Consider the following 22,700-nt stretch of genomic DNA (forward strand, 5'->3'; position numbering starts at 1 on the left):
GTGACGAATACTGAACCTAAGCCATCCTGGGCGTTCATTTCGGTCGGTGCCAACCTCGGCGACCGATTACGCAACTGCTGCCTGGGCATCGCCACACTTTGCGCCGATGACCGCGTGCGGTTGGCGGCCCGAGCCCCGTTCTATGAAACCGAACCGGTGGATTATACGGACCAGGACTGGTTTTTGAATACAGCCATCAAGGTCTGGACGCGACTGGCGCCGTTGGACCTGCTCAGCCATATGCAAGCGGTCCAGGCGGCTTTAGGGCGACAGGCCGGCGGAATTCGGTTCGGCCCCAGGACACTCGACCTGGACATCATTTTTTACGGGGACCTTATCCTTAAAAGTGAACGTTTGATCCTTCCCCATCCACGCCTGCACAAAAGGCGCTTTGTCTTGCAACCCATTTGTGATATAGACCCGACTGTTGTGCATCCGGCATTGGGTGTGGATGTGAAAACGCTTTTAAATCAAATACCTGAGGGTGACCAAACCATCCAGCCATGTTCGTTCGACTGCTCATCTTTCTCATAATCGGTATGGTGGTTTACCGGGCGGCCAAGACATGGTTCGGCGGCGCCACCCAACGACAGGTGGGCAGGCCCGACAACTTGCCCCAGCGTGCGGATGACGCCCTGGTTCAGGATCCCCAATGCGGCGTCTACCTGACCCGCAGCGATGGCATCGCGTTGAATATCGACGGGCAGGAGCTCTATTTTTGCAGCGAAGCCTGCAAGGAAAAATATCTGGCCGGTAAAACGGATTCGGTCTGATTCATCATGAACATCGGACGATTGGGTAAACACCCAGCGTCAAAAAGGAGCTGTTAATGAAATTCTTTATCGATACCGCCAACATCAAAGAGATTAAAGAGGCCCATGCCATGGGCATGGTCGATGGTGTCACCACCAACCCCAGTCTGGTTGCCAAGGAGGGCCGGGATTTCAAAGAACTCATCACCGAAATATGCAGCATCGTGGACGGTCCCATCAGTGCCGAGGTGATCGCCCTGGATACGGACGGCATGGTCCGGGAGGCGCGCGAACTGGCGCAAATCCATGACAATATCGTGGTCAAAATCCCCATGACCACAGACGGTCTCAAGGCGGTGCGCATCCTCAGCGACGAGGGCGTCAAAACCAACGTGACCCTGGTCTTTTCACCCCTGCAGGCCCTGATGGCCGCCAAGGCTGGCGCCAATTTCGTCAGCCCGTTCGTCGGCCGGCTCGACGACCTCAGCCACGAAGGCATGCTGCTCATCGAGCAGATGGTGGAAATATTCGCCAATTACGCCTTCGAAACCGAGATCATCGTCGCCAGCGTGCGCAACCCCCTGCACGTCCTGGAGTCCGCCCTGCTGGGCGCCGATATCGCCACGATTCCGTTCAACGTGCTGAGTAAGCTGGCGTCCCATCCATTGACCGATAAGGGCATCAAGGCATTTCTGGACGACTGGAACAAGGCAAAGAAGTAGCATTTACAACTTAACGCGGTGACAAAGAGGGACGGCCATGCGCCCCCAAGATCAATTCAAGCGGCTTTTAGGCGATCCGAATACATTGACTCTTTTTCGTGTACTGACCGTACCGCTGGTGGTCCTGCTCCTGCTTGTGCCCAACCGCTTCACTTGTTTTTTGGCGGCCCTGCTTTTCAGTGCGGCGGCGATTACCGACTACTTCGATGGCTTTTTGGCCCGCCAAAAAGGCATGGTGTCCAACCTGGGGAAGGTCATGGACCCGGTGGCCGATAAATTGCTGGTGTCGTGCACGTTCATCATGCTCACGTCGCTGGGCTGGGTACCGGCCTGGGTGGTGTGCATCATAATCGGTCGTGAGATCGCCGTAACGGGACTGCGCAGCCTCATCGCCCAGCACCAAGAGGATGTTTCCGCCTCCAACCTGGGCAAGTACAAGACCGGCTTTCAGATCGCCGCCGCGATTCCGTTGCTGTTCCACTACCCCTATTTTACGGTGGACCTGCATGCCATCGGCATGTTTTTCCTTTGGGGGGCCGCGATTTTTACGGTGTGGTCGGGCGTCGATTACTTCGTGCGCTTCCGGAGATTGCTGCAGTCGTAATTTTTTGTTGACAAACGGGCCGCAGATCGTTAAATACCCGTTTTCATGCTGAGCGGGAATAACTCAGTGGTAGAGTGCGACCTTGCCAAGGTCGAAGTCGCGGGTTCAAATCCCGTTTCCCGCTCCATTTTTTTTGGCGGCATAGCCAAGTGGTAAGGCAGAGGTCTGCAAAACCTCCATTCTCCGGTTCAAATCCGGATGCCGCCTCCATCTTTCTCCAATGATAGCGGATCGTTGATCGATCCGCTTTTCTTTTTATAGTGCTTCAAAAGTGCTTCATTTTATCCTCTTCAATTTGGCCGCTTTATACATCTCATCGACCACATTCTGAACCCGCAGCTGATCGCTGATGCGGTCATGCATATAGTGATCGAAAGCATCTTCGGTTGCGGGTCCGGTGGCGCCGCGGCGGATCTGTTCGCGGGTCAGGTGCTGTCCCAGGGCGGTAGTATTGGTGTGTTTGGTGCCGGCATACAGGTAGGTCCCGATGCCGAACTGGGCGGCACCTTGCTGGAACCGGTGATTGAGGCGCTTTGGATGGATGCGCTCTCCGATTTTGACTCCACTGCGTTCGACGGTATAGACCATGAAGTAATCGTCCGGATTGCCCCAGGGCTGAGTTTTCAGGTATTCGATCAGAGGATCTTGGGGTCGGGCTTGCGCCTGAGATACAAGCCGGTAATCATTCTTAGGGGTGGGAATGATCTACACTGCAATCAAAACGCTTGAAAAGTGCTGGCCACTGTTCAACCGGGATTCGTGGCATCAAAGCCCAGCTTCCGGGAGGCCTTTAAAAAACGGCGCTGCCTGATCGTGGCCGACGGCTTTTACGAGTGGGCGGGCAAGAAGGGCAGCCGGCAGCCGATGTACATCACCCTGCCGGATGAAAGGCCGTTTGCCTTTGCCGGGTTGTGGGAGGTATGGCACGACAGGGAAAAAGATGGGGAGGCCTATCGATCGTGCACGATCATCACGCGGCCGGCCGCGGGGGGGCATAGAGCGGCTGCACGACCGCATGCCGGTGATCCTGCCTGCCCAGGCCTACGATCCCTGGCTCGATCCCGGCAACCGGGATGCGGCGCTGCTGGGCCGGTTGCTGGAAGAAAAGGCGCTGACCGAGTTGAAGTTTCACCCCGTGACCCGGGAGGTGAACTCGGTCGGGCACAACGATCCTTCCAACCTTGCGCCCGTGCAGATGCAGTTCGGGTTTTGACGCTACAGCGCGGCGGATTTGTTTAACCTTTCGGCAAGCCAAATCTTGATGATCGCTTGCCGGGGGACACCAAGGCGTTTCGCTTCTTTGTCCAGGGATTGAATCATCCATAAGGGAAAATCAACATTCACCCTTTTTTGTTCCTGATTCGGCCGTCTGGCCTTTGATAGGTCCAATTGATCTATAACGCTTTTGCCTTCGTCAAATTTTTTATCCAGTTGCTTAGCTTTCATAAAGCTCAATCTCCTCGTTCCTGGCACGCCGTACGGATATGATCCTTATATTATCGGAACGATAGGTGATGATCCCGGTCCAGTGTGTTTCATCGATCCTGCCAATGACAAGAAATCGCGGCTCGTCTGTTGTTTTAGCCGGGATCTCCAATAAATCCCTATCGTCCCAAAGCTCCTGGGCCTCGATGAAATCAATCCCGTACTTGAGCTTGTTCGAATCCGACTTTTCAGGATCAAATTCAAAATTCATGGTATATGAAATATACTGATCAGGTATATGGTGTCAATATAGGAGATGGGTTGAAATGGAATCGAACCGGGCTTGCCGGGCCTATTGTATTTTCATATGAAATGCCGGGTTCAAAAGAGGCGAGGATCGGCTGACCGCGACTTAAAAGAATTGCCTTTCTGTTTCGTCCCCTTCGTCTTCGACGGTCAGTTCCGCATCTGTATCTTCCCATTCGATTTCGATACCAAAAAATCGGATGCCCTCCAGATTCGTATTATTGAGCCAATTCAAGACCGCGCGGTGCTTGTCCTCGAAATGCTCAGAGATCCATACGATATTGAGGATCTTATATTCGCCGGCACTGATTTTTAATTGAGTCAGACGGGTAAATTCGTTTTGCGGTGGGCCAATCCTGATGAGCACGTAATCACCGGTGCATGTGTCTTTGCAGAGCGTGCCGCTTTTGATTTTCCCGGCGCGAACCCTTCTTTCCATACACTCCAGCCGCATTCCGATGCAGTTCCCCAATCCTCTGAGATTTTCCGGATCCAAATACCATTCATCCAAAGAATTTCCGCCGTTGATCGGACCGGATATGGCAACTCTCCTAAATTTGCAGGAAGACAGTTTTTCATTCATGATCCCTCAAGTGATCGTTTTGGTCACTAAAACCGTTTTCAATGAATAATTGAATAGTTAGACGTGGCCAGAGGGCTTTCGAATTGTATTTAACATGTTAACAAATAGTGTTTTTGGAGCAACTGTCACAAGTGACAGGTACCAGCATAATGTGGCGTATCCATAAGGGGAAAATCATCAGATAGGAATTTACAGGTCTTTGAATTTGGCATAACATGATTTTGTCCAATCAATTAACAAATTCAAATTCCATATTTCGATCTCACTGCGGCCGACATCGAATCGATCTACCCACTTCAATTGCGAAAGGGGGTATGGATGCAGCAGGGTCTTTTGATCGAACACTTGTCCTCCAGCGATCGCGCCGAATTGATGATGCTGAGCCATCAATCCATCAGATGCGATACCAAAGACCATTTAAAGAAACTCGTACTGGACCTGAAAGGCCTGATCGAATTCGAAAACGCGGTCTGTGCCCAGGGCACGATCCCGGATGTTTTCCTCTATCCCGATGCGCGGGTGGAGTGTTTGGATGTGAGCTATCCGGACGGGTACATGGATATTTATTTTGAAAAGAATTTCCAGTTGTCCGATGCGGTGTTGTGTGAGTTTTTCAACCACCTGTCGCCGGTGAACTGGGGGAGTCTGGAACGACAATTCGGATTTGACTATCCTGCCTCGGTGCTGGCCATCGAATACAATATGAGGGACGGATGGGCGCATGGCGTCCTCGATCCGTCCACGATGACCAGTACCGTCTTTTTCCTGGGCGGCCCGAAGGCGGAGGCCGACATCCGGTCCCAAGCCGTTTTATCCTACATCATCCCCTTTTACGCGGAGGCCTTCAAAAAGGCTTTCGGCGCGACGAAGAGGCCGATTCAAAGGCTCACCCGAAGAGAAAAAGAGGTCCTCCAATGGATCAAGGAGGGCAAGAGCTCCTGGGAAATCTCCAACATCTTGAAGTGCAGCAAGCGGGTGGTCGATTTCCACGCGATCAGCATCAAGCAGAAGCTCAACGTCGTGAGCCGTGCCCAGGCCGTGGCGATCGGTCTTCAACACGGCATCATCGAATTTTAAAAGCCTTGGGCGGCCCGCCGCTCCTCCTCCAGCATCTTCGATCGCACCTCCTCGTCGGCGATGGCCGCGTCCAGGTCGGCCACGGTGAACGATGCGGGCAGCGGATTCCTTCAAATACCAGGTATCATTAAAACGGAGCGCCGCATTGCGATTGTCGACAGATGTGAGACGATGACCAAAGAGACGCTGCAATTCAACGCCGGTCGGGGTGCCGCATGGAAGAGGTTTAACGCGGCGGGTTGAATAATGGGAAGGGACTCCTGTCCACTTGTGTCCATTTGTGTTTCTTATGATGACCGAAACCGACTCGAATTGACTTTGATTTGGCCGGGAGAGTGAAACGGAGAGGCCACGGAGGGGGAAGGCAGGGGGGGGCTATGTGGGGGGGTATGGATGACGTTTTAACGGTGTTGTTTGAATCGAGTTGATTTTTAACCGGTTTTGTGGTGTGGCAATATGTAACTGATCCTGCCAAATCCCGGCGCAAATTCCAACGAATTCAGACCTTCGCCAAATCGATTCATCTTCCGATGCCATCGCGTCCGCCGCTGTCAATTGATCGTGGAGACCGGACCCGGTCCATGGGCCGTGCTTTTTGGCGGAATCAAGATATCGGCGTTTCCCGACAATTGGATACCATTTTAGTCCAGGGAGGTGAGCCCATGAGCGCTTTATCTCGAACGGCGGTGGCCATGATGATCGCGCTTACACTGCTTTTTGCGAGTTCAGCCGCGATCGCGGAGGGGGAAGATGCTTCACCGGCAAGCTCGATAACCGTTGCCAATTTATTTGTCTGGGCCAAGAGCAGCCCCATCGCCTGGGGCACGGGCGGTCTCTACGCGGCCTTGGGGATCGTGGGGTCGATGGTCACCGTGTTCAGCCTGATCGGCGGCGCCATCCCGGGCACTTCGGGTTTCGCCAAGATCGAGGCCGACATGAAGCGGGTGGAAGAGCGCGAGAAGATCATCGACAAGCTGATCAGGGCGGAAAACAAGGACCCGGAGGTGATCAGCGCCATCGAGAAGGCGACGGACAATTTACGGGATGACTTGCGGTCCGACATGCGGCAGCAGTTTGCCCTGGCCGCCACGCTCTATGTGGTGCTCGGCGCGTTTTTCGCGGCGGCACTGGCCCAGGATCTTTTGCAAGCCCTGGTGATCGGCGCGGGCTGGACGGCCTATCTCGGCGCATTTGGACTGAAAAGAGATTATGCCGAGCGAAAATCGATCAAGGATAAGGCTACCGAGGAACTCGAGGCCGCCTTGCCGCCGCCGCCGGCTCCGGATCCGGCGACTGGGTTCGCTGCAATGACGGACCCATGGGGGGATGTTCGAATGGAAGCCCGGGTGTCCCGCTCGATTTGAGAGGGACGGTGCGCCTTCAGGCCCGCCTGTTTCAACAAGAGGCTAAGGTGATAGGAGGTGTGGCCATGAACACAGGGTCGATCAAATGCTTTTTTGTAATGTTGATGATTTCAGCGGACCTCGTTTTTCCATCTGCTTCTTATTCAACACCGCATCGTGTTGGCTTTGCCGGTAATCAGTGCGTGGAAATGTCCGGAGACGCGGAAAGCAGCTTGAGCTTCAATGGAACCTGGTATCTGTCGGGCGGCGCGAATCGTTGGAAAATAGTGTTGAAACAGAACGGAAATAAAGTCTGGGGCACTATTTACACAAAGGATGTGTATCGCAGCGAGGCCGCAGTCGGAAGAGTGGAAGCCACGGTTGTTTCTGCAGACGGGCTCGCCTTGGAAGGGACTTGGTATTGGGACTATGATCCCAACCGGAAAATAGGCGGACTTGGAGAAAATCATTCGACTGACAGGCTAGAACTCTCTTTATCTCCGACACATGCCAACAAGATCATCATCCGGGGCGTACGCATAGACCCTCCCTACCGGGTGGGCCTGCAGGGATCTAACGAAGAAAAATAGCAGACGCTTGCGCCCCTGCATGGTCGCGTCACGGTTGACGGTGGCCTGATCGATGGTTGAAAACGCCATGGGATCGCTTCTCCCGGTTCAGTGTGGATCGGGTGACTGTCGGTCTGCGGCGGTGTGCTGTATGGGAAGGGTTTAACGCGTCGGGTTGGATAAAGGGAAGGGACTGCTGTCCATCCATGTCCTCTTATGTCCATAGCTTAAAAACATCCATATGCATACCGATTGAGGGTTGGACGCTATCGGGTATTTTTCGATGTTCAATCCAGGGTCGAAATCATAACGATCGAAGGGGTAAAAAAAAGGCGATGAAAGAACATATTAAGCACCAGGTGATTAAAAGCGATGGCAAGCCCATGTTTGTCGTTGTGCCATACGAGGAGTACAAGGATCTGATCGGTCTGTGTGAAAGGAAGGTCACCATTTCGCATGCGGTCGTCAGGGCTTCGGTGATCGACGGCAAAAGCCGGATCCGCGCCTGGAGGGAATACAATCGGCTGAGCCAAACGCAGATGGCGGAAAAAATGGGCATCAGCCAATCCGCATACGCCCAGATGGAAAAACCGGATGCCCTGCCGCGGCCTGCAACCCTGGTTAAGATCGCGGCGGCCCTTGATCTGTGGCTGGACCAGCTGAATTAGGAATGAAATGATGGCTATTAGGATTCATCCAGGCAGACACATCAGTCGTTGAAAGGCATCGAGAATAATTTTTCACCGGTGTTATGCAGCATGCTGCATAACATCAACAAGTACGGTTAGAAGCAGCATGCATTTGTAACGGAGATGACGGAAACAGCTTTTGAATATCGAACGATGGAATTCAAATCCAGTTGTTTTTTTTAACCATTACATTCTATGTCAATAAAAGTGATCATTGCCAGAATGCCATTTTTCAATAAAACAATTCAATCTTTGATCAGGTTTGGTTCGCTTTTTTGATTTTATTTAAAGATATCTAATAAATATGATTGGTTGAATGTATTGGTTGGATGAAAGAAGATGGAGTTTCTCGGGAAATAGTTCCGATAAACGCAGAATGCTGCATAATATTAATGTCATATTTGAATCGAGATTTGTTATGAATAACTCCGAAAAGGCATATATAGAGGATTTGAAAAAGCATACAGAGGAATCAATTACATTCTTCTCAAATAGTATGAAATCTGAACGGGAAAGAAGCGTTTGTGCCGCCTTCCTGCGATGTATAGGTGTAAATTTTGAGGTTAAAGAAATAGTCGCAAAAAAGAACGATCCTCCAGACGTGATTTTTGACGGCGCAAATTTTGAAATTCGTGAACTTTACGAAGTTGGCAGAAAACGCCATGACGAATATCGTGATAGGTTGAAAGAGTTGAAGCAGGCCAAGACTATAAATGACACACTTTTTTCAATAGAATTGCCAAAACCAATAACTTATGAGTTTTTATTTGCAGGATTAGAGTCCGCGTTGAGCTCAAAAGCTAAAAAATATGGTGCAGAAAAATGCTTCTCTCTAGATGCTCTCGTCTATGTTGCCTTTCCTCAAAAGTTCTTAGATATAAAATCTAAAATTCCAAATCCTAATAAGATTGAAGGGCAAGGTTGGCGTTCTGTGTCATTTATTATTCCGCCCTTCGGGCATGTAGTCAGTTGCAGAGAAGATGCTCCCAAATTTCTAAGAAAGTTTGAAGGGAAGACGTATATGGAATGGAAAGAACCAGATGGGTTATTCGAAATATAAAACAGAAAAAATATAACCTCACGCTTTACACGGACAGGTGCTCCGCTGCCGCTGCGCACCTGCCGGTAAGCGTGGTCGTTACATATTCATTCAATTCAGGTCACATTGCATCCTCTTGATTTTTATTTTATTGTGTTAAAATAAAAACAATTGAGGGGGGTCCAATGACCACAAAAACAGATGCTAATAGCTAAATATTTCATAGAATTTTAAGCGAACGAAAAAAACTCGCATTTTATGGCTTTAAAAATATTGGCTTGTTCGGTTCCTTTGTCCGGGGTGATCAGACACCCGAGAGCGACATAGATATTCTCGTGGAATTCATCCCTGAAAAACACACTTTTGACAATTTCATGGAAGTTGCGTTTCTGCTTGAAAATATCCTGGAACGTAGGGTCGAGTTGATTACAGCAGAGGCTCTCAGCCCGCACATCGGACCACATATCCTAAAAGAGGTTGAGCGTGTCGCTATCGCCGCGTGAATATATTCATCATATTCTAGACGAAGTCGGTTACATCTTAAGCCAGATAAAAGATTTGGATTATGAATCTTTTGTCAGAAATCCAACCGTAAAAAGAGCATCTGTTCGAAGCCTCGAGATAATCGGCGAAGCATCAAAAAAATACCAGATAACGTCAAAGCTATTCAGCCTGATATCGAATGGCGATAGGTCACTGGAATGCGAGATAGGCTAATCCATGGCTATTTTGGGGTTGATTACACCATAGTCTGGGATGTTGCGACAACCAAACTCCAAGACCTTCGATCGAAAATGCAGGCACTTCTTGACGCAATAGCGAAATGCCAACCCGACAGTTGAGCGGAGGCGAATTACTTTCGGGGTTTTCATGTAACATCGCCAGCGCGCCGCTCACTTCCCCGATTGGATTGGCGAATGGCGCAGGCGGCCGCGGATAATTTGCAGTGGCAGCGTTTGCAATACATCATCGATCCTCCAGGATCTCTTCGTCCGGATCCACCACCCGGCTTTTGAGGTAGTTGTTGAAGGCGGTTTCCGGGATGCGCAGGGCCCGGCCGCCGATGCTTACGGCGGGCAGCTTGCCTTCCTGGATGAGGCGGTAGACGGTCTTGTCGTTGCACTTCATGCGGCTGGCCACGGTCTGCACGTGCAGATAGGTCTCGGCGGCCATGGCCATCACCTCGCAGTCCCACAGGTGGTTGGCCCGACCCCTGGGGTTTTCCCACACGCCCTTGTCGTTGATCTGCTCGGCGAACAGGTGGGCGGCGTAGTCTTCGGTATAATCCGCGTAAAAATACAGGTAGTGTCCAGAGTTTTTCGCACTTTTTCTTTTAGCTGCCCATCAACCTGATGGTTCGGGGAAGATCCCCGCCTCAGGGGGCATGCCCCCTGAGGCGGGGGGCGACTAAGCTATCGAACACTTTATTTCTTTGAGTCGGTCCATATTCATATATCTTCGTGTGCCCCACTTGGTACCGGCTACATGCCTCAACCTGGCGGCCACCAGCATCAACGCTGACTTACCATCTGGAAAGGCACCCACTACGCGGGTTCTTCGCCTGATCTCGCGCATGAGCCTCTCGAGTGGGTTGTTGGTGCGAATCGATCGCCAATGCTGACTCGGAAAGGCATAATATGACAATGTCTCTGCAGCTCCCTTTTCAACCAGTTGAGCCGCTTCAGATAATTTCATACTTCTTAGCTTTTTCGTTACCGCAATGACTTTCTCTTCGGCTGCCGCTCGATCCTCTTGCGCATGGATTGCTTTGAGCATGGCCGCCACATTCTTAACTTTCGACTTGGGCACCACCGTAAAGACATTGCGGTAAAAATGAACCGTGCAGCGTTGCCATTTTGCTTTAGGATAAAAATCAGCCAATGAATCGACAAGCCCCAGGCATTTATCACTGACAAAAAGCTCCACACCTGTCACCCGGGTTCGACAGTCATAGGCATAAAATTGCTTCTAAAATTCAATAACTGCCTGTTTTTTCATGTTCGGGTTCCAGTTTGAACTCAGAATGCATAGGCACACGAAAATTCATATTAAGCTTGACTTAACTGTAATTACATGCTTTTAGAATAGGCATGTATCTGCGAACCATAAAGCGCAAAAACAAAGACGGCTCGGTCGTAGAATATGTCCAGCTGGCCAACAACGTCTGGAACAAGGATAAGGGCTTTGCCCAAGCGCAAGTCATTCACTCCTTCGGCCGCAGCGACCAACTTGACGTTGAGGCTTTAAAGCGCCTGATAAAAAGCGCCAGCCGCTTTCTCGACCCGCAAGATGCCATCCGTCTCGAACGTCAAAGCAGCGATCTAAAATTCATCAGCAGCCGGCCTGCCGGTGGTGCCCATCTATTGAAGGGCCTGTGGCAAAGGCTCAATATCGACGATTGCTTGAAAAAGGCCCTGGATCAGCGATCCTTTACCGCTCCGGTGGCCGATGCCCTGTTTGCTATGGTGGCCAACCGGGCGCTTGCGCCGTCATCAAAGCTGGCCATCGAACAGTGGGCGGCCGAACAGGTATATCTTGGCGACCATCCAGCGCTGCAGGTCCAGCACTTTTACCGTGCCATGGATTTTTTGCTCGAGCACGGCGAAGCCATACAAAAAGAAGTATTTTGGTCCACGGCCAATCTGCTCAACCTGACCGTCGATCTGATTTTTTTCGATACCACCAACACCTATTTCGAGATCGATGAGCCGGGGCCTTCGGATTTGAAGGCCTACGGCAAATCCAAGCAAAGGCGCGATGATCTGCCCCAGGTAACCATCGGTCTTGCGGTCACCCGCGAGGGCATTCCAGTGCGCTGCTGGGTGCTGCCGGGCAATCAGCACGACAGCCAATGCGTCGATCAGGTACAAAAAGACCTGAACAGCTGGAACCTGGGCCGGGTAGTCTGGGTGATGGACCGCGGCATGAGCAGCGAGGAAAATCAGCGCATTCTGCAGCGTGGCTGCGGCCAGTACATACTGGGTGAAAAGCTCAGCGGCAATCATCTCAATGAAGCGGCGCTGGCCACACCGGGACGCTTTAAAGTCGTTTCCGACAATCTTCACATCAAAGAAGTCTTTGCCGGTGAAGGCACCGGCCGGCGCCGCTATGTGATTGCCTACAATCCGCAGCAGGCAGAGCTTGACCGCATCAATCGAGAGCAGATCCTCGAACGCTTGTCTTGTGAGCTGGAAGTTCTCAATCGCAAGAATAAAACCAAGGCTCAATGCAAGTTGATGCTGCACCGCTCCATGGGCCGTTATGTCAAAGAGCTAAAAAGCGGCAAGCTCAAAATCGATAAAGCCAAAGTTGCCCAAGACGAAAAGCTTGACGGCAAGTATCTGCTGTCCACAAGCGATCAGCATTTGTCAGCCGAAGATATCGCCTTGGGCTACAAACAGCTGCTGGAAGTTGAACAGGCTTTTAGAACACTGAAAAGCACCTTGTGCCTGAGGCCGGTATATCACTCCAAAGACGATCGCATCCGTTCCCATGTTCTTATCTGCTGGCTGGCGCTTTTGCTGATCCGCATCGCCGAAGTGGAAACCGAGCAGACCTGGCCCAGGATCCGTAGGCAAATGCAGCAGCTAAATTTAATCGAATTTTTTGACAATAATGGGCGTATTCTACAGCACACCGAACTGACCGCCAATCAACGCAACATATTGAATAAGCTTAAAATAAAACCTCCCAAACGGGTCCTGAAAGTCGATTTGGCCTCATAATTTCATAGGCACTACGCTGAATTTCATTCGGTCTGTATCTGACTGATATTTTGCCGTTTTCCCGTTTTCGTGTAACTATGACTGTCGAACCCGGGTGTCAGGCCGCGCTCTTTTAAATAACGCATGAAGGCAATCCAGCTCTCTTGATCCTCTTTGGCGCCTTCTTTGATGCCCAGCACCTGACGGTATCCGTATTGATCCACACCGATGGCCACCAATACACTGACATTTTTGACTTCGCCGGCCCAGCAGCGCTTGAGCCAGATACCGTCTAAGAATACATATACGAATTTGCCCTCAATCGGTGCCTTGAGCCATTTATCGATGCGGCCATACACCTTCTTGTTCAAATTGCTCACCGTCGACGGGCTGACCCGAGTGCCCCATAAGGCTTCGGTGATGTCTTCGACACGTCGGACCGATATGCCCGCAAGATACATCTCGATCAGTGCTTCTTCGACCGAACTCTCGCGCCGACGGTATCGTTCGATAATGGCCGTCTCAAAGGTCAAGGTGCGTAGCTTTGGAACCCTGAGTTTGACCGTGCCGGCCTTGGTCTCCAAATTGCGGGTATAATGCCCTGCGCGTGTGTCTTTGCGGGCTTCGGTGCGCTCATAGCGCCCAGCTTGACATAGCCTGTCCGCTTCGGCGTCCAATAGGGAATTTAGGGTGCGTTCCACCGTTCCTCTAACGACCTTGTCCAGGTGCTTGTTCAACTGGTCCTGTTCGATACGGATAATTTGGCCGGCTTTTGCCTCTTTGTTTGAACGCGCGGGTTTGCTATTGTGCATTTGTAGCCCTCCTGATGGTATACGTTTGAGTTGTGGTGACCCAAACCATACCAGATTGAGGGCTACTCTTTCAAAATGTGCGAAAAATATTATACGTTATCAAAATACATGGCCCCGGGGTCGCCGCTTTTGACGCCGAGCTTGCGCGCCAGGCGCCCCTTAAAACACGTGGTATTGACCCGCAGCAGCTTGATGCCGCCGGGAATGGCTTTTCGGCTTCCGGGGAAAAACTCGATGGGCGATTCGGCATACTTGGGCACCATGCGGTCGACGCCCTGATAGGGCAAAATGTAGCCCTGGTAAGAGGCGCAAAAGTCGTACACCTCGTCGGTGCGGTGGCCCATGGCGTCATGCAGGCCAAAGAGAACGGGATAGCGGTTGCCCTCCACATCGCAGTACTTGCTGCGCCACAGCACGGTGACGAGCGCCTCCTTGGAGGTGACCTTGCCGGCGCGGATCAGCCAGCTGTCCGGGTCGATGCCGTAGCCCCAGGCCCGGATGGCAAACCACAGGTCGCCGGTGGCGTCGTCGCCCTGGGTGTCGACGCCGAAGGTGATGACCGCCACCCGGCCGGCGCCGGGCACCTTGCCCTCGGGGCGCTCATCTCTCAGGCCGACGATCTCCGATATCTTGCGGTCGCGCTGGGCCGGCTTCCAGGGCAGGGCGGCAAAGCCGTTGTTAAAGTCCTTCAGCTCCTCGATGTCCTTTTGCCCCTTGATGAACTGGGCCGCGGCCTTGGACATCGAGACCTCCGGAGATTGCCAGGCGGCCATGCTGGCGATCGACGAGGCCCAGCCCACGTAGATCTTGCGGTGGGCGAGTTTGATGCGGCTGGTGGACACGTCGTCCTCGTAAGCCATTTCGCTTTCGAAAAGGAATATAATGAAGGCAAAGATTGCCGGCACTTTCTTGCGTGTCGGCAATGAGATTCAACCACGCTAATCATAAGCAGTTGTTTTGTATTTGATTCTGCCACAGATACATCCCGGCTGCCATTTTTGTCCAGAGGTAAAATAAACTTGACAAATAGTCTAAAAAAATTGACATATATGGCGTTAACAAAATATCGGAGGAAAGCATGCCTAAAGCCATTCCACAGCTAAAGATAGTGAGTCGTTTGCATGTCCTCCGCGCAGAAAGACGGATGACCCAGGAACAACTCGCGAAAGAAGTCGGGGTAACACGGGCAACCATTGTTGCAATCGAGGGAGGGGGTTATAACCCTTCGCTTGAGTTGGCGTTTCGCATTGCGCGGTATTTTGGAGCAGACATCAATACCATTTTTTCGATTGAGGAGGCGACAAAATGAAGAGGCTTGATTCAATTCTATTGAGGACTTTTTTGTACGGGATTCCTGCAGTCATTGTTTTTGCTGCCTATTCCTACTTTTTCAGCTTAGGAGCTGTCAACCATGCCAATGTCGACCTTAACTTCCTCAATAGTTTCGCGGGGCTTGTCTTTGCACTGTGGATGTCGCTTTCACTCTATTTGAGTGTCCGTTTGATGGTTTCCGGGCCGTTTCGTGATCAGGTATTGGCTAAACTTACCTTCATACGAGAACGTGACGAACGGGAATCTATATTGACAGGGAAAGCTACCAGGACGACGTTCCTTACTTCGCTTGCTATCCTGATTTTTCTTTTTTGTCTTTCCTGTATTCAGGTCTCTATTTACAGACTGCCACCGGAACGGGCGGTTGATGGTAAAACCGGCATCGTGTCATTGGGTCTTGGTTTCAATTTCTTGGAGCACTCCAAACAAGATAAATCAAGAGAACCCATCGAAAAGAAGGATATATTCTCATACACCGGTCTTCCTGTATCCAGCACAACGGTGATTTTGACCTTAATAGCTTGGCAGATCCTCTCGTATAACTATTCTATGCGGCGATTGACAAAGTGATCACCTGATAAGGAGCCCAACGGCCGGTTTGAGAGGCGCGCAGCCTTTGCGCGCCCTACTCAATACCTTGGGTCGGCAATGGTTTGATAGTAAAGTCGTTGATAGAAACCTCGCTTTCCCATTGAGGCAGCCTGTCCATCGGGCCATCGATTCTCACCAACGGTGGTTCATGCTCCGCGAGCGCATTGATCTTTGCCCAAAGTGTTATGTCTCCCCAAAACTGCGGAGGGGTATCAGCGGCGGCCACGGATGTGAAGATCTTGCGTGGAGTTTCGCATCCGGCACGAATCGCCGCCAGGGCGAGTTCTTCAAGCCGCCCCAGTCCAGTGACGTGGTCGGGACGTTCCTGCAACCATCGGGCAACGGCCGCAGGAACCCAAGGCAACGGAGCATTGGTTGTCTTGGACAGTTCGGCCAACACGCCAGAGTCTTGAGTGGCGAAGGCCTCGTCCACTCGGACAGCGAACCGGAACTGGGTGTCGGTGACGAGCCGGCGGTTGCCATACAAGGAAGCCAGTTGATCGGGCTGCATCTGGCCGAGCCCGTGGAATGGCTCGATTCCCGGGAATGCGTCAACACAGAGAAGCTCCACTCCTCGGGCGCCCCGGTGCAGCAGGCATGCGAGGATATGTGCGAGCATGGACTGATCAAACAGGCAGGCGTCAAACCACAGGACGATATGGTTATCCACCGCTGCCTCCGCCAACTTGCGGTACTGATTGTGAAGGGTCTCTATAACGCGCCGCTTATCCAATCCGCCTGCGGTGGCTTCTTCGAGAAAGACCGCACGGGTATTGAGGGTCTTTTCATCAGGCCAACCAGGACACCGGGGGCCGTCATACAGAATGTCGTGCCAGACGAACACTTCTCCGGGCAGTCCGGATTTCCCAAGACTCCCTCCTGCGATGTCGCCACTAGTGATGTGAAGCGTTTCGACCATCGTTCGTTTCTCCTGCCGAACGGCGCTTTTCAGCGGGCGCTTTTTCTTGCGCTCCGATAGAAAAGCCATGTTATGTTCCTTGAAGCGTTCCAAGAGACGCGGATCGCTCGATTCTGGATTTCGCCAACACTAATTCACCAAGAATTCTCGTGATCTTCGGATCGATTGGCGGTTCAAGAGCTGCTCCGGCTCGACTGATCGCAAGGTTCAGGTAGTGATCTCCGTCTCTTTTCCGCTGTTGAGGTCTTGCAGCGTCGAAATGACCTGCCCGTCCGAACTACGGCTAACCAGCAGAAGTTGTTCCATCAATTCTTCAGTCGCCAGATCGATACCAATCCGTCGCGCGACTTCGTCCGTTATCAGGACAATATGTGTCTCCAAATGTCTTTTCCAGCTGTTCCCAATCAACGACATTGGCAAGCCTTATACTTACTCTTGCAACGATGCATGATGTTTAAGAAGCCTAACGCCGCCTCTCGGCAGTGAGGTTTCGCCTGTGCTATTTTTTAGGAACGTGGCCGGTGCATTATCATCCCAACGCCAACCGGAGCTACAAAACCACCAAGCATATCGAATCGATCCGGCGCTATCTTGTCAACCTGCCATCCCCACAGGATGGAGAGGATAATAGACACGCCTTCGTATGCCGCATATACACGGCCGAAATTGGCGGGCTGCAATGTGGGATGACACCGTAAATGACGAGAATGACTGCTACGATGATAGCGACCCATATGGATTAGCCTTCACGCAACCAAAGCCATACAAGGTAACCACCGCCGATTTCGTACAGCCCGGCAAGCAGAAAATACAAAATGGATTTTGTTGTCGCTATTGCATCCATCCTATTTCATTTCCTGGCACCATGCAGGATGGGGTGTCCCTCGTTCTGTCAATTTTTGATTGTCCAGTTGCCAGGCAAGAAACCGGGCGCAACATAGCACAAAGGTGCCGGGATTGACCAGCCTGTCAGGATCGTAAGATCGTTATCGGATTTTTATCGGGAACGCTCAGCCCACCGGTGGATCGCGTTGATTGGAGTTATGGTCCTGGCCAAGAAGCGCGGGCTTCGATGCATTTCCCCCGCCCCGTAATTTCTGGGGCGGGAGAAATGCACGGCAAGCGCATGTAAGGCAAAGGGGAAAATCTAAAAGAGCAAAGGGCGTTTTATCCGTTTGGGGCTACTGCCTTCCAAATCCCCAGGAGAAGGTTTGCTTGAATCTCTCATGGCCACCGATGCGCACTCCAAAAAACATTGTCTCCGCCATGGAGGTATCGTTGAGCAGGCGAGCGACTTGGATCATCAGCTCGGCATCGGCCACCAACCTTTCCACATCCTCATCAGGATATCCCGCCCAGTATTTGAGGTCGTGTAAAAAACAGGCAGGGTATAAATCCATTCCATTCCAGGAATTAAACCACCTTGAGCATCCGTCGCTGGCAAAGTCTCTGCTCGGGGGGTCCCGTTCAATTTTTTTCCAAAGGTGATCGAGACCGTAGCTATTACAAATTTCCTTGATCTTCTCCAAGGGAACGATCTCTCCCTTTTTAGGCAAATCCATGGTCAATCTCTCCTACTGCTACTATTTAACCTTCAGAACAACCGCTGTTGCTCGGATGGCCAGAGGGTTGGCGCTTTGAATCGCTCAAATCCCTGCAGTTGTGTCGTTTTCTTTGACCAAATGAATATTCTCAACCGAGCAACAAGGAATCGAGTCATTTTCAGGCCATGCATCATCCAAACGCAACTTTTTACGCCCTTCGCATCATGACGCGGCCACGGTCATTCGTCGTTATAGAGGTTGAGATCGGAGAGGACCCGCTCCTTAAACCGCTTCTGGACATCCTCTTTTGCCGACTGGCCGCCGCCTGGGAAGGCATCGTGCAAGTCGGCCCGGACCTTGGTCTTCAGGCGGTCTTTATCCGGGGTAATCAAATCCGGACAGACGATCAACTGCCGATTGAAGCCCGCAAGCGCCTCTTCGGCTTCTTTGCGCTTTCCCGAAAGAATCGCGCGATTGAAGTCTGCGTAGGCTTGCTGCAGCGCAGGAATCGTTCCCCAGTCCGGATTGCGGTCGTTATGCCGGATCGAAAAGACGCAATAGGCCGCATTCAGCGGCTTGCCATGTTGCAGGAGTTTGCGGTCTGCTTTATCGATAGATAGTTTTGCCGAGTCGATTTTGCCCTTGGGCAGTGCCACCAACGCACAGAGGCGGCTTTCCGAGAGAGACATGTCGGTATCGATCGCCAGCTCGATCTCCGTGTCGGCGGTCTGGCCCGCGATCATGTCGAGGCCTTCCGTGATCAGAGGCAGGAAAGGATCGAGCTGGGTGACGACGCTGATGCCGGCCTTGCTGGATATTTTTGTAACATATTCGATCAATGGGGTAAGCAAATTGCCCGATTTGACCGCGAAAAGACCCAGCTCCAGACCCAAAGGGTCTCCGCGCCAGGGCATGGCCCCCATGACCCGTTTTGACACGGTGATGACGCGCCCGAGGTCGCCGGCCTGCATCGCGGCCAGCTTCTGTGGTTTGGTAACCGAGGCCAACTCGGCTCGATTGGTCCCTGTGCGCGCCAGTGACGCGAAGCAATAGACGACACCGTGGAAGGTGGTGGCAAAGCGGCGGGCTTTTTCCAGCCGCAACGATTCCACGTAGAGCTCGACATAGCACTGATCCGGCAAGACGGCTTTATCGGCGATGCCCAAACCCGGGTCTTGCAGCGATTCGACCAGGGTCCAATCCGTGGGGGCCACGCCCGCAATTTTGGTGATCAAGTCCTTGAGCCATCCCATGTCAATGCATCCTCCGTTGTTCAAATGACGGTTAAATTGAGCGAACGCAATGCGTTCGCAGCCCAAATCCAATCGGTGAATTGCGGGTAGTCGTTATAGTCGGTGCGCTCGAACGCAAATCCTATAACCCGGTCTTGATCGTCGATGAGCGCACAGCCGCTGTCCCCGCAATCCGTGTCCGGATCGGTCTGCACCTTGAGCTGCACTGTCGGGCGGGCGCGCAGCAGGCCATTGTCGGTGCCGAAGATGCGGGTCGTCCGATTCTGGTTCGTGGCGCCATCGAAGTGCACGTAATCGGCTTTGGCCGGCTCCCGATCATTGCGTACGCCGCCGCGTCCGGTCAGCGGGGGCATGGGGTAATCAGCGTCCAATGGGATGAACACGATGTCCTGCACCGGGTTGGCGTGCTTGACTTCGCCTATGTGTGTGCCGATCCGGACACTGGTGCCCTTGTCACCCGTGCCGTGGTAGCAAGCCGTGACGCCAAACTCGCCCTCGTCGTCATGGCAGAATACGCCCGCCGTCGATAGTTGGCCTGCCGCTTCGACGGTGAGATGTGGAGAAGCAGCGCACAGGGGGATCATGCGGGGGCGCCTCGTCAGGATGATCTCGGGTTGAGAGATGAGGAACAGCTCGGCCACGCCGAGGGGACCGGTGTTTTGCAGCTCGAAAAAAGCTACTGCTTCCTGTGTGCCTTGATCCGGCCGGGTCAGATCGCGCATGGCTTTTTCCATCACCGGAAACGGCAAATCCAACTCATCCGAGATTATTCGGCTTTGCTGCGCGTCCTGCATGTCGGGGGACATCAGTATCAGGACCGGTGGCCGGCCGTCCCTTGCAGGTACCACCAACAACCTGTCAGCGGGACGAACCTTGCCGACGGCATAAAGCGCCCTGGCCAGGATTTCGAGACTCAGACGCTCCAGTGCGGCGAGCGTCCTGGTCTCGTTGCCGATCGCCGTGGCGGCTCGGTCGCCGATCGAGGTGCCGAACATCCGATACATCGGATTTCCCTCAAATTCGATCGACGGCCCACGCCCTCCCGGTCGCGACCGGACAATGCCAATCATTGTGGAATCGCCCGCGCCTCCAAGCCCGACCGCCCCAAAGACCCTGTTCGAGGGCGAGATGCCGTGTTTCTTGAAGCTCGGTTGCCAGCCTTGTAAGGCTTGGTTTAAGACATCCTCTAATCCGAAATTCGTCGCTGTCATGTCGGCCCCCTATAAGTAGCCGTGGATGTTCTAAAATTCACACGGCAAAGGGAATTAAACGAAGCGTGCCGATAGACCCCTGAGCACGCCGTTGTCTGGGGGAGCCATGGAGCCTGAACCGCTGGGTTTACTTTGCTGATCAGGGAACTAGATCACCACGACAGAAGGCAAGCGAGGCGCATGCAGGAAGAGATGTATGGATTTTCACCCATATGGAGGAATTATTTGAGCAGGAATGGATTTCTACCTACCGCCATGCTGTTCCTGTGTCAATAAGAAATAAAAATCATACGTAAATCCAGATAATTGAAAAAACGGAGAGAGATCGTTAGTATTGCCGTGCAGGAAAAGGGATGCTGCGGGCGGGATTTGCCGGGGGCTGGTGCATTCAGTGTGGGCTTGAATGAGTCGATGGTAGACGGATTGGATTTTCCCCACTTTCTGAGTCACCCGGTAATCCCCTCATCACCGCGGCATCAGCGCGAACACGCCCCAGCCCAGGTATTCACGCGTGAAAGTGGCGTACCGTACGGGTTCCGAGGTCAGCTGGGCTCGAACATCTTTCGCGAACTCCTCGCCGGGATTGGCGTCAAGCCATCGGCGCATGGTAAGCCATTTGGCCGCCTCATATCTGTCCCAGCCGTCTTGGTCTGCCAGAACCATTTCAACGACGTCGTAGCCAAGGTGGCCGAAAGACGCGAGAAGTTCCGGAAGCAGGCGAAAATCGGAGATCGAGTTGGCAAGACACCCCTTGGCAATATCTTCCGCCGGTGGTAACTTCCGCCAGAAGGGCTCTCCGATGAGAATGATCCCTCCGGCGCGCAGGCTCCTCGCCAGAAGTTCGATCGTGCCGGCGACTCCCCCGGCGATCCAGGTGGCACCGACACAGCCGGCCACATCGACCTCCTCGTCAGAGACGTAACCAGTCGCATCGCCATGGATGAACTTGACTTGATCGGCGACGCCGAGTTCTTCGGAACGGAGTTTCGCTTGCTCGGTGAACAACCGGCTCATGTCGATGCCGGTGCCGATGATGCCGTGATCGCGCGCCCAGGTGCACAGCATCTCGCCCGAACCGCTGCCGAGGTCCAGCACCCGGGCCCCCGGTTCCAGGCGCAGCGCCGCGCCGAGAGTGGCGAGCTTTTCGGGTGTGATCGGGTTGTGGATGCGGTGAGCACTTTCAGTGATGTTGAATATTCGTGGGATGTCCATTTTGGAAAATTTCCTTAAGGGTGTGAATAGATTCGGTCACGGCCTGATATGGCCTTTTCCGGTGGCAGTGAAGCACAGCGGAAATGCCGCCCGGGCGCCAGGGCAGTGTGATGGATCCCCATAATTGACGGGCAACATATTCATCCAGCAGTCTGCGGATCATTTTTTGGTATTGGGTGATATATTCTTTTACCTTTCCGCTACTATCCGGTACCAATGATTCTGATTTTCTTATCCCTGCAGGTGAATCTCACGGCGAGTGTCCCGTCGGCGACCCTGCCCATGCAATAAAATCGTTTTTCATGCTCACTAGGTTCAAGGTCTTGCAGGACAGCCTGGCATGAATGATCATTTTCAGCCCGGACCTCTTTAAATATGCATGAGTCAGTCACCGATGGCAAACAACCGGATGGGTATAACGTTTCGATAGCGACCGAAATTGTTATTATTGGTGAAGATGGGAACATCGATTCTATTGGCCACGGCACAAATGAGAATATCGATATGGGACCCTTGTATGCCCCGTTTCCGGCATGAGTTGCTGAATTCCGCGGCCAACTCGTAATCGGCATCCACGACGGGCGTGTTTTCGAAGAAAGACAGTTTCTCCCTTATGATGCGATAGTCGCGCAAGTCGCTGTAACCGGAAAGGATCTCTTGTCGAATGGGGCCGATGAGGATGGCTCTCTGGTCCTGAATCAGCGAGATGAGCGCATCGATCTCGGCCTGGTATGTTTTCTTGTGCGAGCGCAGCGCATAGGACCAGATGGGGGTATCGACAAGGACTTTCAACGTGTTCTTCCCTTTGTATAGTCGTAATCGGGGTCGGGATCCATTTTGCCGAAAAGTTTGATGATCTCCAATTGCTTGCGCCGGTCGACAAACTCCTTGAGCGCAAGATTGACGGTGTCTTTCTTGGTTTTCATACCGCTGATCTCCAAAGCCTCATTCAGCAGTTTATCATCGATGGCCAAATTGGTCGCCATGGGGCACCTCCATTTTTTACACACATT

31 protein-coding genes, 2 tRNA genes and 4 pseudogenes are annotated in these 22,700 nt (G+C 52.5%); 18 read left to right on the forward strand and 19 right to left on the reverse strand.

The annotated features are described in order from the left end of the window. The 6 genes from folK to DFT_RS06275 all read left to right on the forward strand — a co-directional run bounded on the left by folK (position 1) and on the right by DFT_RS06275 (position 2,288). A complete protein-coding gene (gene folK, locus DFT_RS06250; protein WP_054030383.1) occupies positions 1 to 534 on the forward strand; it encodes a 2-amino-4-hydroxy-6-hydroxymethyldihydropteridine diphosphokinase in 534 nt (177 codons plus the stop codon). Continuing rightward, positions 504 to 773: an eL24 family ribosomal protein gene (locus tag DFT_RS06255; RefSeq protein ID WP_054030384.1), complete on the forward strand. Its 270-nt coding sequence runs from the start codon at positions 504 to 506 to the stop codon at positions 771 to 773. Before folK ends, DFT_RS06255 begins: the two co-directional genes overlap by 31 nt. A 56-nt stretch (positions 774 to 829) precedes the next feature. Continuing rightward, entirely contained in the window at positions 830 to 1,474 is a 645-nt protein-coding gene (fsa, locus tag DFT_RS06260) for a fructose-6-phosphate aldolase (protein ID WP_054030385.1), read from the forward strand. A gap of 37 nt (positions 1,475 to 1,511) precedes the next feature. After that, positions 1,512 to 2,078, forward strand: coding sequence for a CDP-diacylglycerol--glycerol-3-phosphate 3-phosphatidyltransferase (gene pgsA, locus DFT_RS06265; protein ID WP_054030386.1), 567 nt, complete (start codon positions 1,512 to 1,514; stop codon positions 2,076 to 2,078). 52 nt (positions 2,079 to 2,130) lie between these two features. Next, positions 2,131 to 2,205: transfer RNA gene (locus tag DFT_RS06270), tRNA-Gly, on the forward strand. Positions 2,206 to 2,213: 8 nt separating this feature from the next. After that, a tRNA-Cys gene (locus tag DFT_RS06275) sits at positions 2,214 to 2,288 on the forward strand. 66 nt (positions 2,289 to 2,354) lie between these two features. Here DFT_RS06275 and DFT_RS06280 read toward each other — a convergent pair. Beyond that, positions 2,355 to 2,666 (reverse strand): hypothetical protein, encoded by a 312-nt coding sequence (locus DFT_RS06280; protein WP_054030387.1) that lies wholly within the window; start codon positions 2,664 to 2,666, stop codon positions 2,355 to 2,357. A 225-nt stretch (positions 2,667 to 2,891) separates the two neighbouring features. Between DFT_RS06280 and DFT_RS27210 the strand changes: the two are divergent. Next, positions 2,892 to 3,002: pseudogene (locus tag DFT_RS27210) on the forward strand (SOS response-associated peptidase family protein); the annotation flags it as partial. Positions 3,003 to 3,018: 16 nt separating this feature from the next. After that, a complete protein-coding gene (locus tag DFT_RS25425) occupies positions 3,019 to 3,291 on the forward strand; it encodes an SOS response-associated peptidase family protein (protein ID WP_161807085.1) in 273 nt (90 codons plus the stop codon). 2 nt (positions 3,292 to 3,293) lie between these two features. Here the strand turns inward: DFT_RS25425 and brnA are convergent, their stop codons facing one another. The 3 genes from brnA to DFT_RS06300 all read right to left on the reverse strand — a co-directional run bounded on the left by brnA (position 3,294) and on the right by DFT_RS06300 (position 4,392). Continuing rightward, positions 3,294 to 3,524, reverse strand: coding sequence for a type II toxin-antitoxin system BrnA family antitoxin (brnA, locus tag DFT_RS06290; RefSeq protein ID WP_054030389.1), 231 nt, complete (start codon positions 3,522 to 3,524; stop codon positions 3,294 to 3,296). Next, entirely contained in the window at positions 3,514 to 3,774 is a 261-nt protein-coding gene (locus tag DFT_RS06295) for a BrnT family toxin (protein WP_054030390.1), read from the reverse strand. Before DFT_RS06295 ends, brnA begins: the two co-directional genes overlap by 11 nt. Before the next feature lie 141 nt (positions 3,775 to 3,915). After that, positions 3,916 to 4,392, reverse strand: a complete 477-nt coding sequence (locus DFT_RS06300) for a hypothetical protein (RefSeq protein ID WP_054030391.1) — start codon at positions 4,390 to 4,392, stop codon at positions 3,916 to 3,918. A gap of 318 nt (positions 4,393 to 4,710) precedes the next feature. Between DFT_RS06300 and DFT_RS06305 the strand changes: the two genes are divergently transcribed. From DFT_RS06305 to DFT_RS27215, 7 genes are all read left to right on the forward strand, one after another. Continuing rightward, positions 4,711 to 5,469, forward strand: a complete 759-nt coding sequence (locus tag DFT_RS06305; protein ID WP_054030392.1) for a helix-turn-helix transcriptional regulator — start codon at positions 4,711 to 4,713, stop codon at positions 5,467 to 5,469. Between the two features lie 662 nt (positions 5,470 to 6,131). Then, positions 6,132 to 6,833: a hypothetical protein gene (locus DFT_RS06310; protein ID WP_054030393.1), complete on the forward strand. Its 702-nt coding sequence runs from the start codon at positions 6,132 to 6,134 to the stop codon at positions 6,831 to 6,833. A 65-nt stretch (positions 6,834 to 6,898) separates the two neighbouring features. Next, entirely contained in the window at positions 6,899 to 7,402 is a 504-nt protein-coding gene (locus DFT_RS06315) for a hypothetical protein (protein WP_152971881.1), read from the forward strand. A gap of 314 nt (positions 7,403 to 7,716) precedes the next feature. Then, complete coding sequence (locus tag DFT_RS06320; protein ID WP_054030395.1) at positions 7,717 to 8,049, forward strand: helix-turn-helix domain-containing protein; 333 nt, start codon at positions 7,717 to 7,719, stop codon at positions 8,047 to 8,049. Between the two features lie 439 nt (positions 8,050 to 8,488). Beyond that, complete coding sequence (locus DFT_RS06325; RefSeq protein WP_161807086.1) at positions 8,489 to 9,130, forward strand: DUF1780 domain-containing protein; 642 nt, start codon at positions 8,489 to 8,491, stop codon at positions 9,128 to 9,130. A 251-nt stretch (positions 9,131 to 9,381) separates the two neighbouring features. Beyond that, entirely contained in the window at positions 9,382 to 9,612 is a 231-nt protein-coding gene (locus DFT_RS24870) for a nucleotidyltransferase family protein (protein ID WP_268750683.1), read from the forward strand. Positions 9,613 to 9,810: 198 nt separating this feature from the next. Next, a complete protein-coding gene (locus tag DFT_RS27215; RefSeq protein ID WP_200907033.1) occupies positions 9,811 to 9,951 on the forward strand; it encodes a HepT-like ribonuclease domain-containing protein in 141 nt (46 codons plus the stop codon). A gap of 124 nt (positions 9,952 to 10,075) precedes the next feature. On the opposite strand, the gene DFT_RS26935 is transcribed toward DFT_RS27215, so the two are convergent. The 3 genes and pseudogenes from DFT_RS26935 to DFT_RS06340 all read right to left on the reverse strand — a co-directional run. Beyond that, positions 10,076 to 10,288, reverse strand: coding sequence for a helix-turn-helix transcriptional regulator (locus DFT_RS26935; protein WP_369688321.1), 213 nt, complete (start codon positions 10,286 to 10,288; stop codon positions 10,076 to 10,078). Next, positions 10,265 to 10,417 (reverse strand): annotated as a pseudogene (locus DFT_RS26940) (terminase gpA endonuclease subunit); the annotation flags it as partial. The gene DFT_RS26935 and the pseudogene DFT_RS26940, both read right to left, overlap by 24 nt. Positions 10,418 to 10,516: 99 nt before the next feature. Next, positions 10,517 to 11,077, reverse strand: a pseudogene (locus DFT_RS06340) (IS256 family transposase); the annotation flags it as partial. Between the two features lie 122 nt (positions 11,078 to 11,199). Between DFT_RS06340 and DFT_RS06345 the strand changes: the two are divergent. Next, complete coding sequence (locus DFT_RS06345; RefSeq protein WP_054030144.1) at positions 11,200 to 12,834, forward strand: IS1634 family transposase; 1,635 nt, start codon at positions 11,200 to 11,202, stop codon at positions 12,832 to 12,834. Positions 12,835 to 12,932: 98 nt separating this feature from the next. Here the strand turns inward: DFT_RS06345 and DFT_RS06350 are convergent. After that, a pseudogene (locus DFT_RS06350) lies at positions 12,933 to 13,625 on the reverse strand (IS256 family transposase); the annotation flags it as partial. Positions 13,626 to 13,714: 89 nt separating this feature from the next. Then, a complete protein-coding gene (locus DFT_RS06355) occupies positions 13,715 to 14,485 on the reverse strand; it encodes a terminase gpA endonuclease subunit (RefSeq protein WP_152971882.1) in 771 nt (256 codons plus the stop codon). A 218-nt stretch (positions 14,486 to 14,703) separates the two neighbouring features. Between DFT_RS06355 and DFT_RS06360 the strand changes: the two genes are divergently transcribed. Both DFT_RS06360 and DFT_RS06365 read left to right on the forward strand, forming a co-directional pair. Next, positions 14,704 to 14,934: a helix-turn-helix transcriptional regulator gene (locus DFT_RS06360; protein WP_200907035.1), complete on the forward strand. Its 231-nt coding sequence runs from the start codon at positions 14,704 to 14,706 to the stop codon at positions 14,932 to 14,934. After that, positions 14,931 to 15,527 (forward strand): hypothetical protein, encoded by a 597-nt coding sequence (locus DFT_RS06365; protein ID WP_054030401.1) that lies wholly within the window; start codon positions 14,931 to 14,933, stop codon positions 15,525 to 15,527. Before DFT_RS06360 ends, DFT_RS06365 begins: the two co-directional genes overlap by 4 nt. 55 nt (positions 15,528 to 15,582) lie before the next feature. On the opposite strand, the gene DFT_RS06370 is transcribed toward DFT_RS06365, so the two are convergent. The 10 genes from DFT_RS06370 to DFT_RS06405 form a co-directional block, all read right to left on the reverse strand. Beyond that, entirely contained in the window at positions 15,583 to 16,536 is a 954-nt protein-coding gene (locus DFT_RS06370; RefSeq protein WP_235506183.1) for a DUF1835 domain-containing protein, read from the reverse strand. Between the two features lie 138 nt (positions 16,537 to 16,674). Next, the gene (locus DFT_RS26155) at positions 16,675 to 16,848 is read right to left on the reverse strand and encodes a hypothetical protein (RefSeq protein ID WP_161807087.1); all 174 of its coding nucleotides are present in this window, start codon (positions 16,846 to 16,848) and stop codon (positions 16,675 to 16,677) included. A gap of 125 nt (positions 16,849 to 16,973) precedes the next feature. Beyond that, positions 16,974 to 17,201, reverse strand: a complete 228-nt coding sequence (locus tag DFT_RS24880; RefSeq protein ID WP_268750666.1) for a YnfA family protein — start codon at positions 17,199 to 17,201, stop codon at positions 16,974 to 16,976. 5 nt (positions 17,202 to 17,206) lie between these two features. Beyond that, a complete protein-coding gene (locus tag DFT_RS26945) occupies positions 17,207 to 17,311 on the reverse strand; it encodes a YnfA family protein (protein ID WP_268750667.1) in 105 nt (34 codons plus the stop codon). 337 nt (positions 17,312 to 17,648) lie between these two features. Then, positions 17,649 to 18,029 carry a hypothetical protein gene (locus tag DFT_RS06380; protein ID WP_054030403.1) on the reverse strand — a complete coding sequence of 127 codons (381 nt, stop codon included), beginning with the start codon at positions 18,027 to 18,029 and terminating at the stop codon, positions 17,649 to 17,651. A 221-nt stretch (positions 18,030 to 18,250) separates the two neighbouring features. Continuing rightward, positions 18,251 to 19,264: a hypothetical protein gene (locus DFT_RS06385; protein WP_054030404.1), complete on the reverse strand. Its 1,014-nt coding sequence runs from the start codon at positions 19,262 to 19,264 to the stop codon at positions 18,251 to 18,253. A 20-nt stretch (positions 19,265 to 19,284) separates the two neighbouring features. Beyond that, positions 19,285 to 20,475, reverse strand: a complete 1,191-nt coding sequence (locus DFT_RS06390) for a hypothetical protein (RefSeq protein WP_152971883.1) — start codon at positions 20,473 to 20,475, stop codon at positions 19,285 to 19,287. A 465-nt stretch (positions 20,476 to 20,940) separates the two neighbouring features. After that, positions 20,941 to 21,687: an SAM-dependent methyltransferase gene (locus DFT_RS06395; RefSeq protein WP_054030406.1), complete on the reverse strand. Its 747-nt coding sequence runs from the start codon at positions 21,685 to 21,687 to the stop codon at positions 20,941 to 20,943. Between the two features lie 384 nt (positions 21,688 to 22,071). Further along, positions 22,072 to 22,479, reverse strand: coding sequence for a PIN domain-containing protein (locus DFT_RS06400; protein ID WP_054030407.1), 408 nt, complete (start codon positions 22,477 to 22,479; stop codon positions 22,072 to 22,074). Beyond that, on the reverse strand, positions 22,476 to 22,673 hold the full coding sequence (locus DFT_RS06405) for a type II toxin-antitoxin system VapB family antitoxin (protein WP_054030408.1): 198 nt from the start codon (positions 22,671 to 22,673) through the stop codon (positions 22,476 to 22,478). Before DFT_RS06405 ends, DFT_RS06400 begins: the two co-directional genes overlap by 4 nt. Between the last annotated feature and the right edge of the window lie 27 nt (positions 22,674 to 22,700).

Source organism: Desulfatitalea tepidiphila (assembly GCF_001293685.1).
Taxonomy (GTDB): domain Bacteria; phylum Desulfobacterota; class Desulfobacteria; order Desulfobacterales; family Desulfosarcinaceae; genus Desulfatitalea; species Desulfatitalea tepidiphila.

Excerpts from the sequence above, each read along its gene's own strand:
- DFT_RS06255 (WP_054030384.1), top strand. The coding sequence starts at position 504 with ATGTTCGTTCGACTGCTCATCTTTCTCATAATCGGTATGGTGGTTTAC.
- fsa (WP_054030385.1), top strand. The coding sequence starts at position 830 with ATGAAATTCTTTATCGATACCGCCAACATCAAAGAGATTAAAGAGGCC.
- pgsA (WP_054030386.1), top strand. The coding sequence starts at position 1,512 with ATGCGCCCCCAAGATCAATTCAAGCGGCTTTTAGGCGATCCGAATACA.
- DFT_RS06280 (WP_054030387.1), bottom strand. The coding sequence starts at position 2,666 with ATGGTCTATACCGTCGAACGCAGTGGAGTCAAAATCGGAGAGCGCATC.
- DFT_RS25425 (WP_161807085.1), top strand. The coding sequence starts at position 3,019 with ATGGGGAGGCCTATCGATCGTGCACGATCATCACGCGGCCGGCCGCGG.
- brnA (WP_054030389.1), bottom strand. The coding sequence starts at position 3,524 with ATGAAAGCTAAGCAACTGGATAAAAAATTTGACGAAGGCAAAAGCGTT.
- DFT_RS06295 (WP_054030390.1), bottom strand. The coding sequence starts at position 3,774 with ATGAATTTTGAATTTGATCCTGAAAAGTCGGATTCGAACAAGCTCAAG.
- DFT_RS06300 (WP_054030391.1), bottom strand. The coding sequence starts at position 4,392 with ATGAATGAAAAACTGTCTTCCTGCAAATTTAGGAGAGTTGCCATATCC.
- DFT_RS06305 (WP_054030392.1), top strand. The coding sequence starts at position 4,711 with ATGCAGCAGGGTCTTTTGATCGAACACTTGTCCTCCAGCGATCGCGCC.
- DFT_RS06310 (WP_054030393.1), top strand. The coding sequence starts at position 6,132 with ATGAGCGCTTTATCTCGAACGGCGGTGGCCATGATGATCGCGCTTACA.
- DFT_RS06315 (WP_152971881.1), top strand. The coding sequence starts at position 6,899 with ATGAACACAGGGTCGATCAAATGCTTTTTTGTAATGTTGATGATTTCA.
- DFT_RS06320 (WP_054030395.1), top strand. The coding sequence starts at position 7,717 with ATGAAAGAACATATTAAGCACCAGGTGATTAAAAGCGATGGCAAGCCC.
- DFT_RS06325 (WP_161807086.1), top strand. The coding sequence starts at position 8,489 with ATGAATAACTCCGAAAAGGCATATATAGAGGATTTGAAAAAGCATACA.
- DFT_RS27215 (WP_200907033.1), top strand. The coding sequence starts at position 9,811 with ATGCGAGATAGGCTAATCCATGGCTATTTTGGGGTTGATTACACCATA.
- DFT_RS26935 (WP_369688321.1), bottom strand. The coding sequence starts at position 10,288 with ATGGCCATGGCCGCCGAGACCTATCTGCACGTGCAGACCGTGGCCAGC.
- DFT_RS06345 (WP_054030144.1), top strand. The coding sequence starts at position 11,200 with ATGTATCTGCGAACCATAAAGCGCAAAAACAAAGACGGCTCGGTCGTA.
- DFT_RS06355 (WP_152971882.1), bottom strand. The coding sequence starts at position 14,485 with ATGGCTTACGAGGACGACGTGTCCACCAGCCGCATCAAACTCGCCCAC.
- DFT_RS06360 (WP_200907035.1), top strand. The coding sequence starts at position 14,704 with ATGCCTAAAGCCATTCCACAGCTAAAGATAGTGAGTCGTTTGCATGTC.
- DFT_RS06365 (WP_054030401.1), top strand. The coding sequence starts at position 14,931 with ATGAAGAGGCTTGATTCAATTCTATTGAGGACTTTTTTGTACGGGATT.
- DFT_RS06370 (WP_235506183.1), bottom strand. The coding sequence starts at position 16,536 with ATGGCTTTTCTATCGGAGCGCAAGAAAAAGCGCCCGCTGAAAAGCGCC.
- DFT_RS24880 (WP_268750666.1), bottom strand. The coding sequence starts at position 17,201 with ATGGGTCGCTATCATCGTAGCAGTCATTCTCGTCATTTACGGTGTCAT.
- DFT_RS26945 (WP_268750667.1), bottom strand. The coding sequence starts at position 17,311 with ATGGATGCAATAGCGACAACAAAATCCATTTTGTATTTTCTGCTTGCC.
- DFT_RS06380 (WP_054030403.1), bottom strand. The coding sequence starts at position 18,029 with ATGGATTTGCCTAAAAAGGGAGAGATCGTTCCCTTGGAGAAGATCAAG.
- DFT_RS06385 (WP_054030404.1), bottom strand. The coding sequence starts at position 19,264 with ATGGGATGGCTCAAGGACTTGATCACCAAAATTGCGGGCGTGGCCCCC.
- DFT_RS06390 (WP_152971883.1), bottom strand. The coding sequence starts at position 20,475 with ATGACAGCGACGAATTTCGGATTAGAGGATGTCTTAAACCAAGCCTTA.
- DFT_RS06395 (WP_054030406.1), bottom strand. The coding sequence starts at position 21,687 with ATGGACATCCCACGAATATTCAACATCACTGAAAGTGCTCACCGCATC.
- DFT_RS06405 (WP_054030408.1), bottom strand. The coding sequence starts at position 22,673 with ATGGCGACCAATTTGGCCATCGATGATAAACTGCTGAATGAGGCTTTG.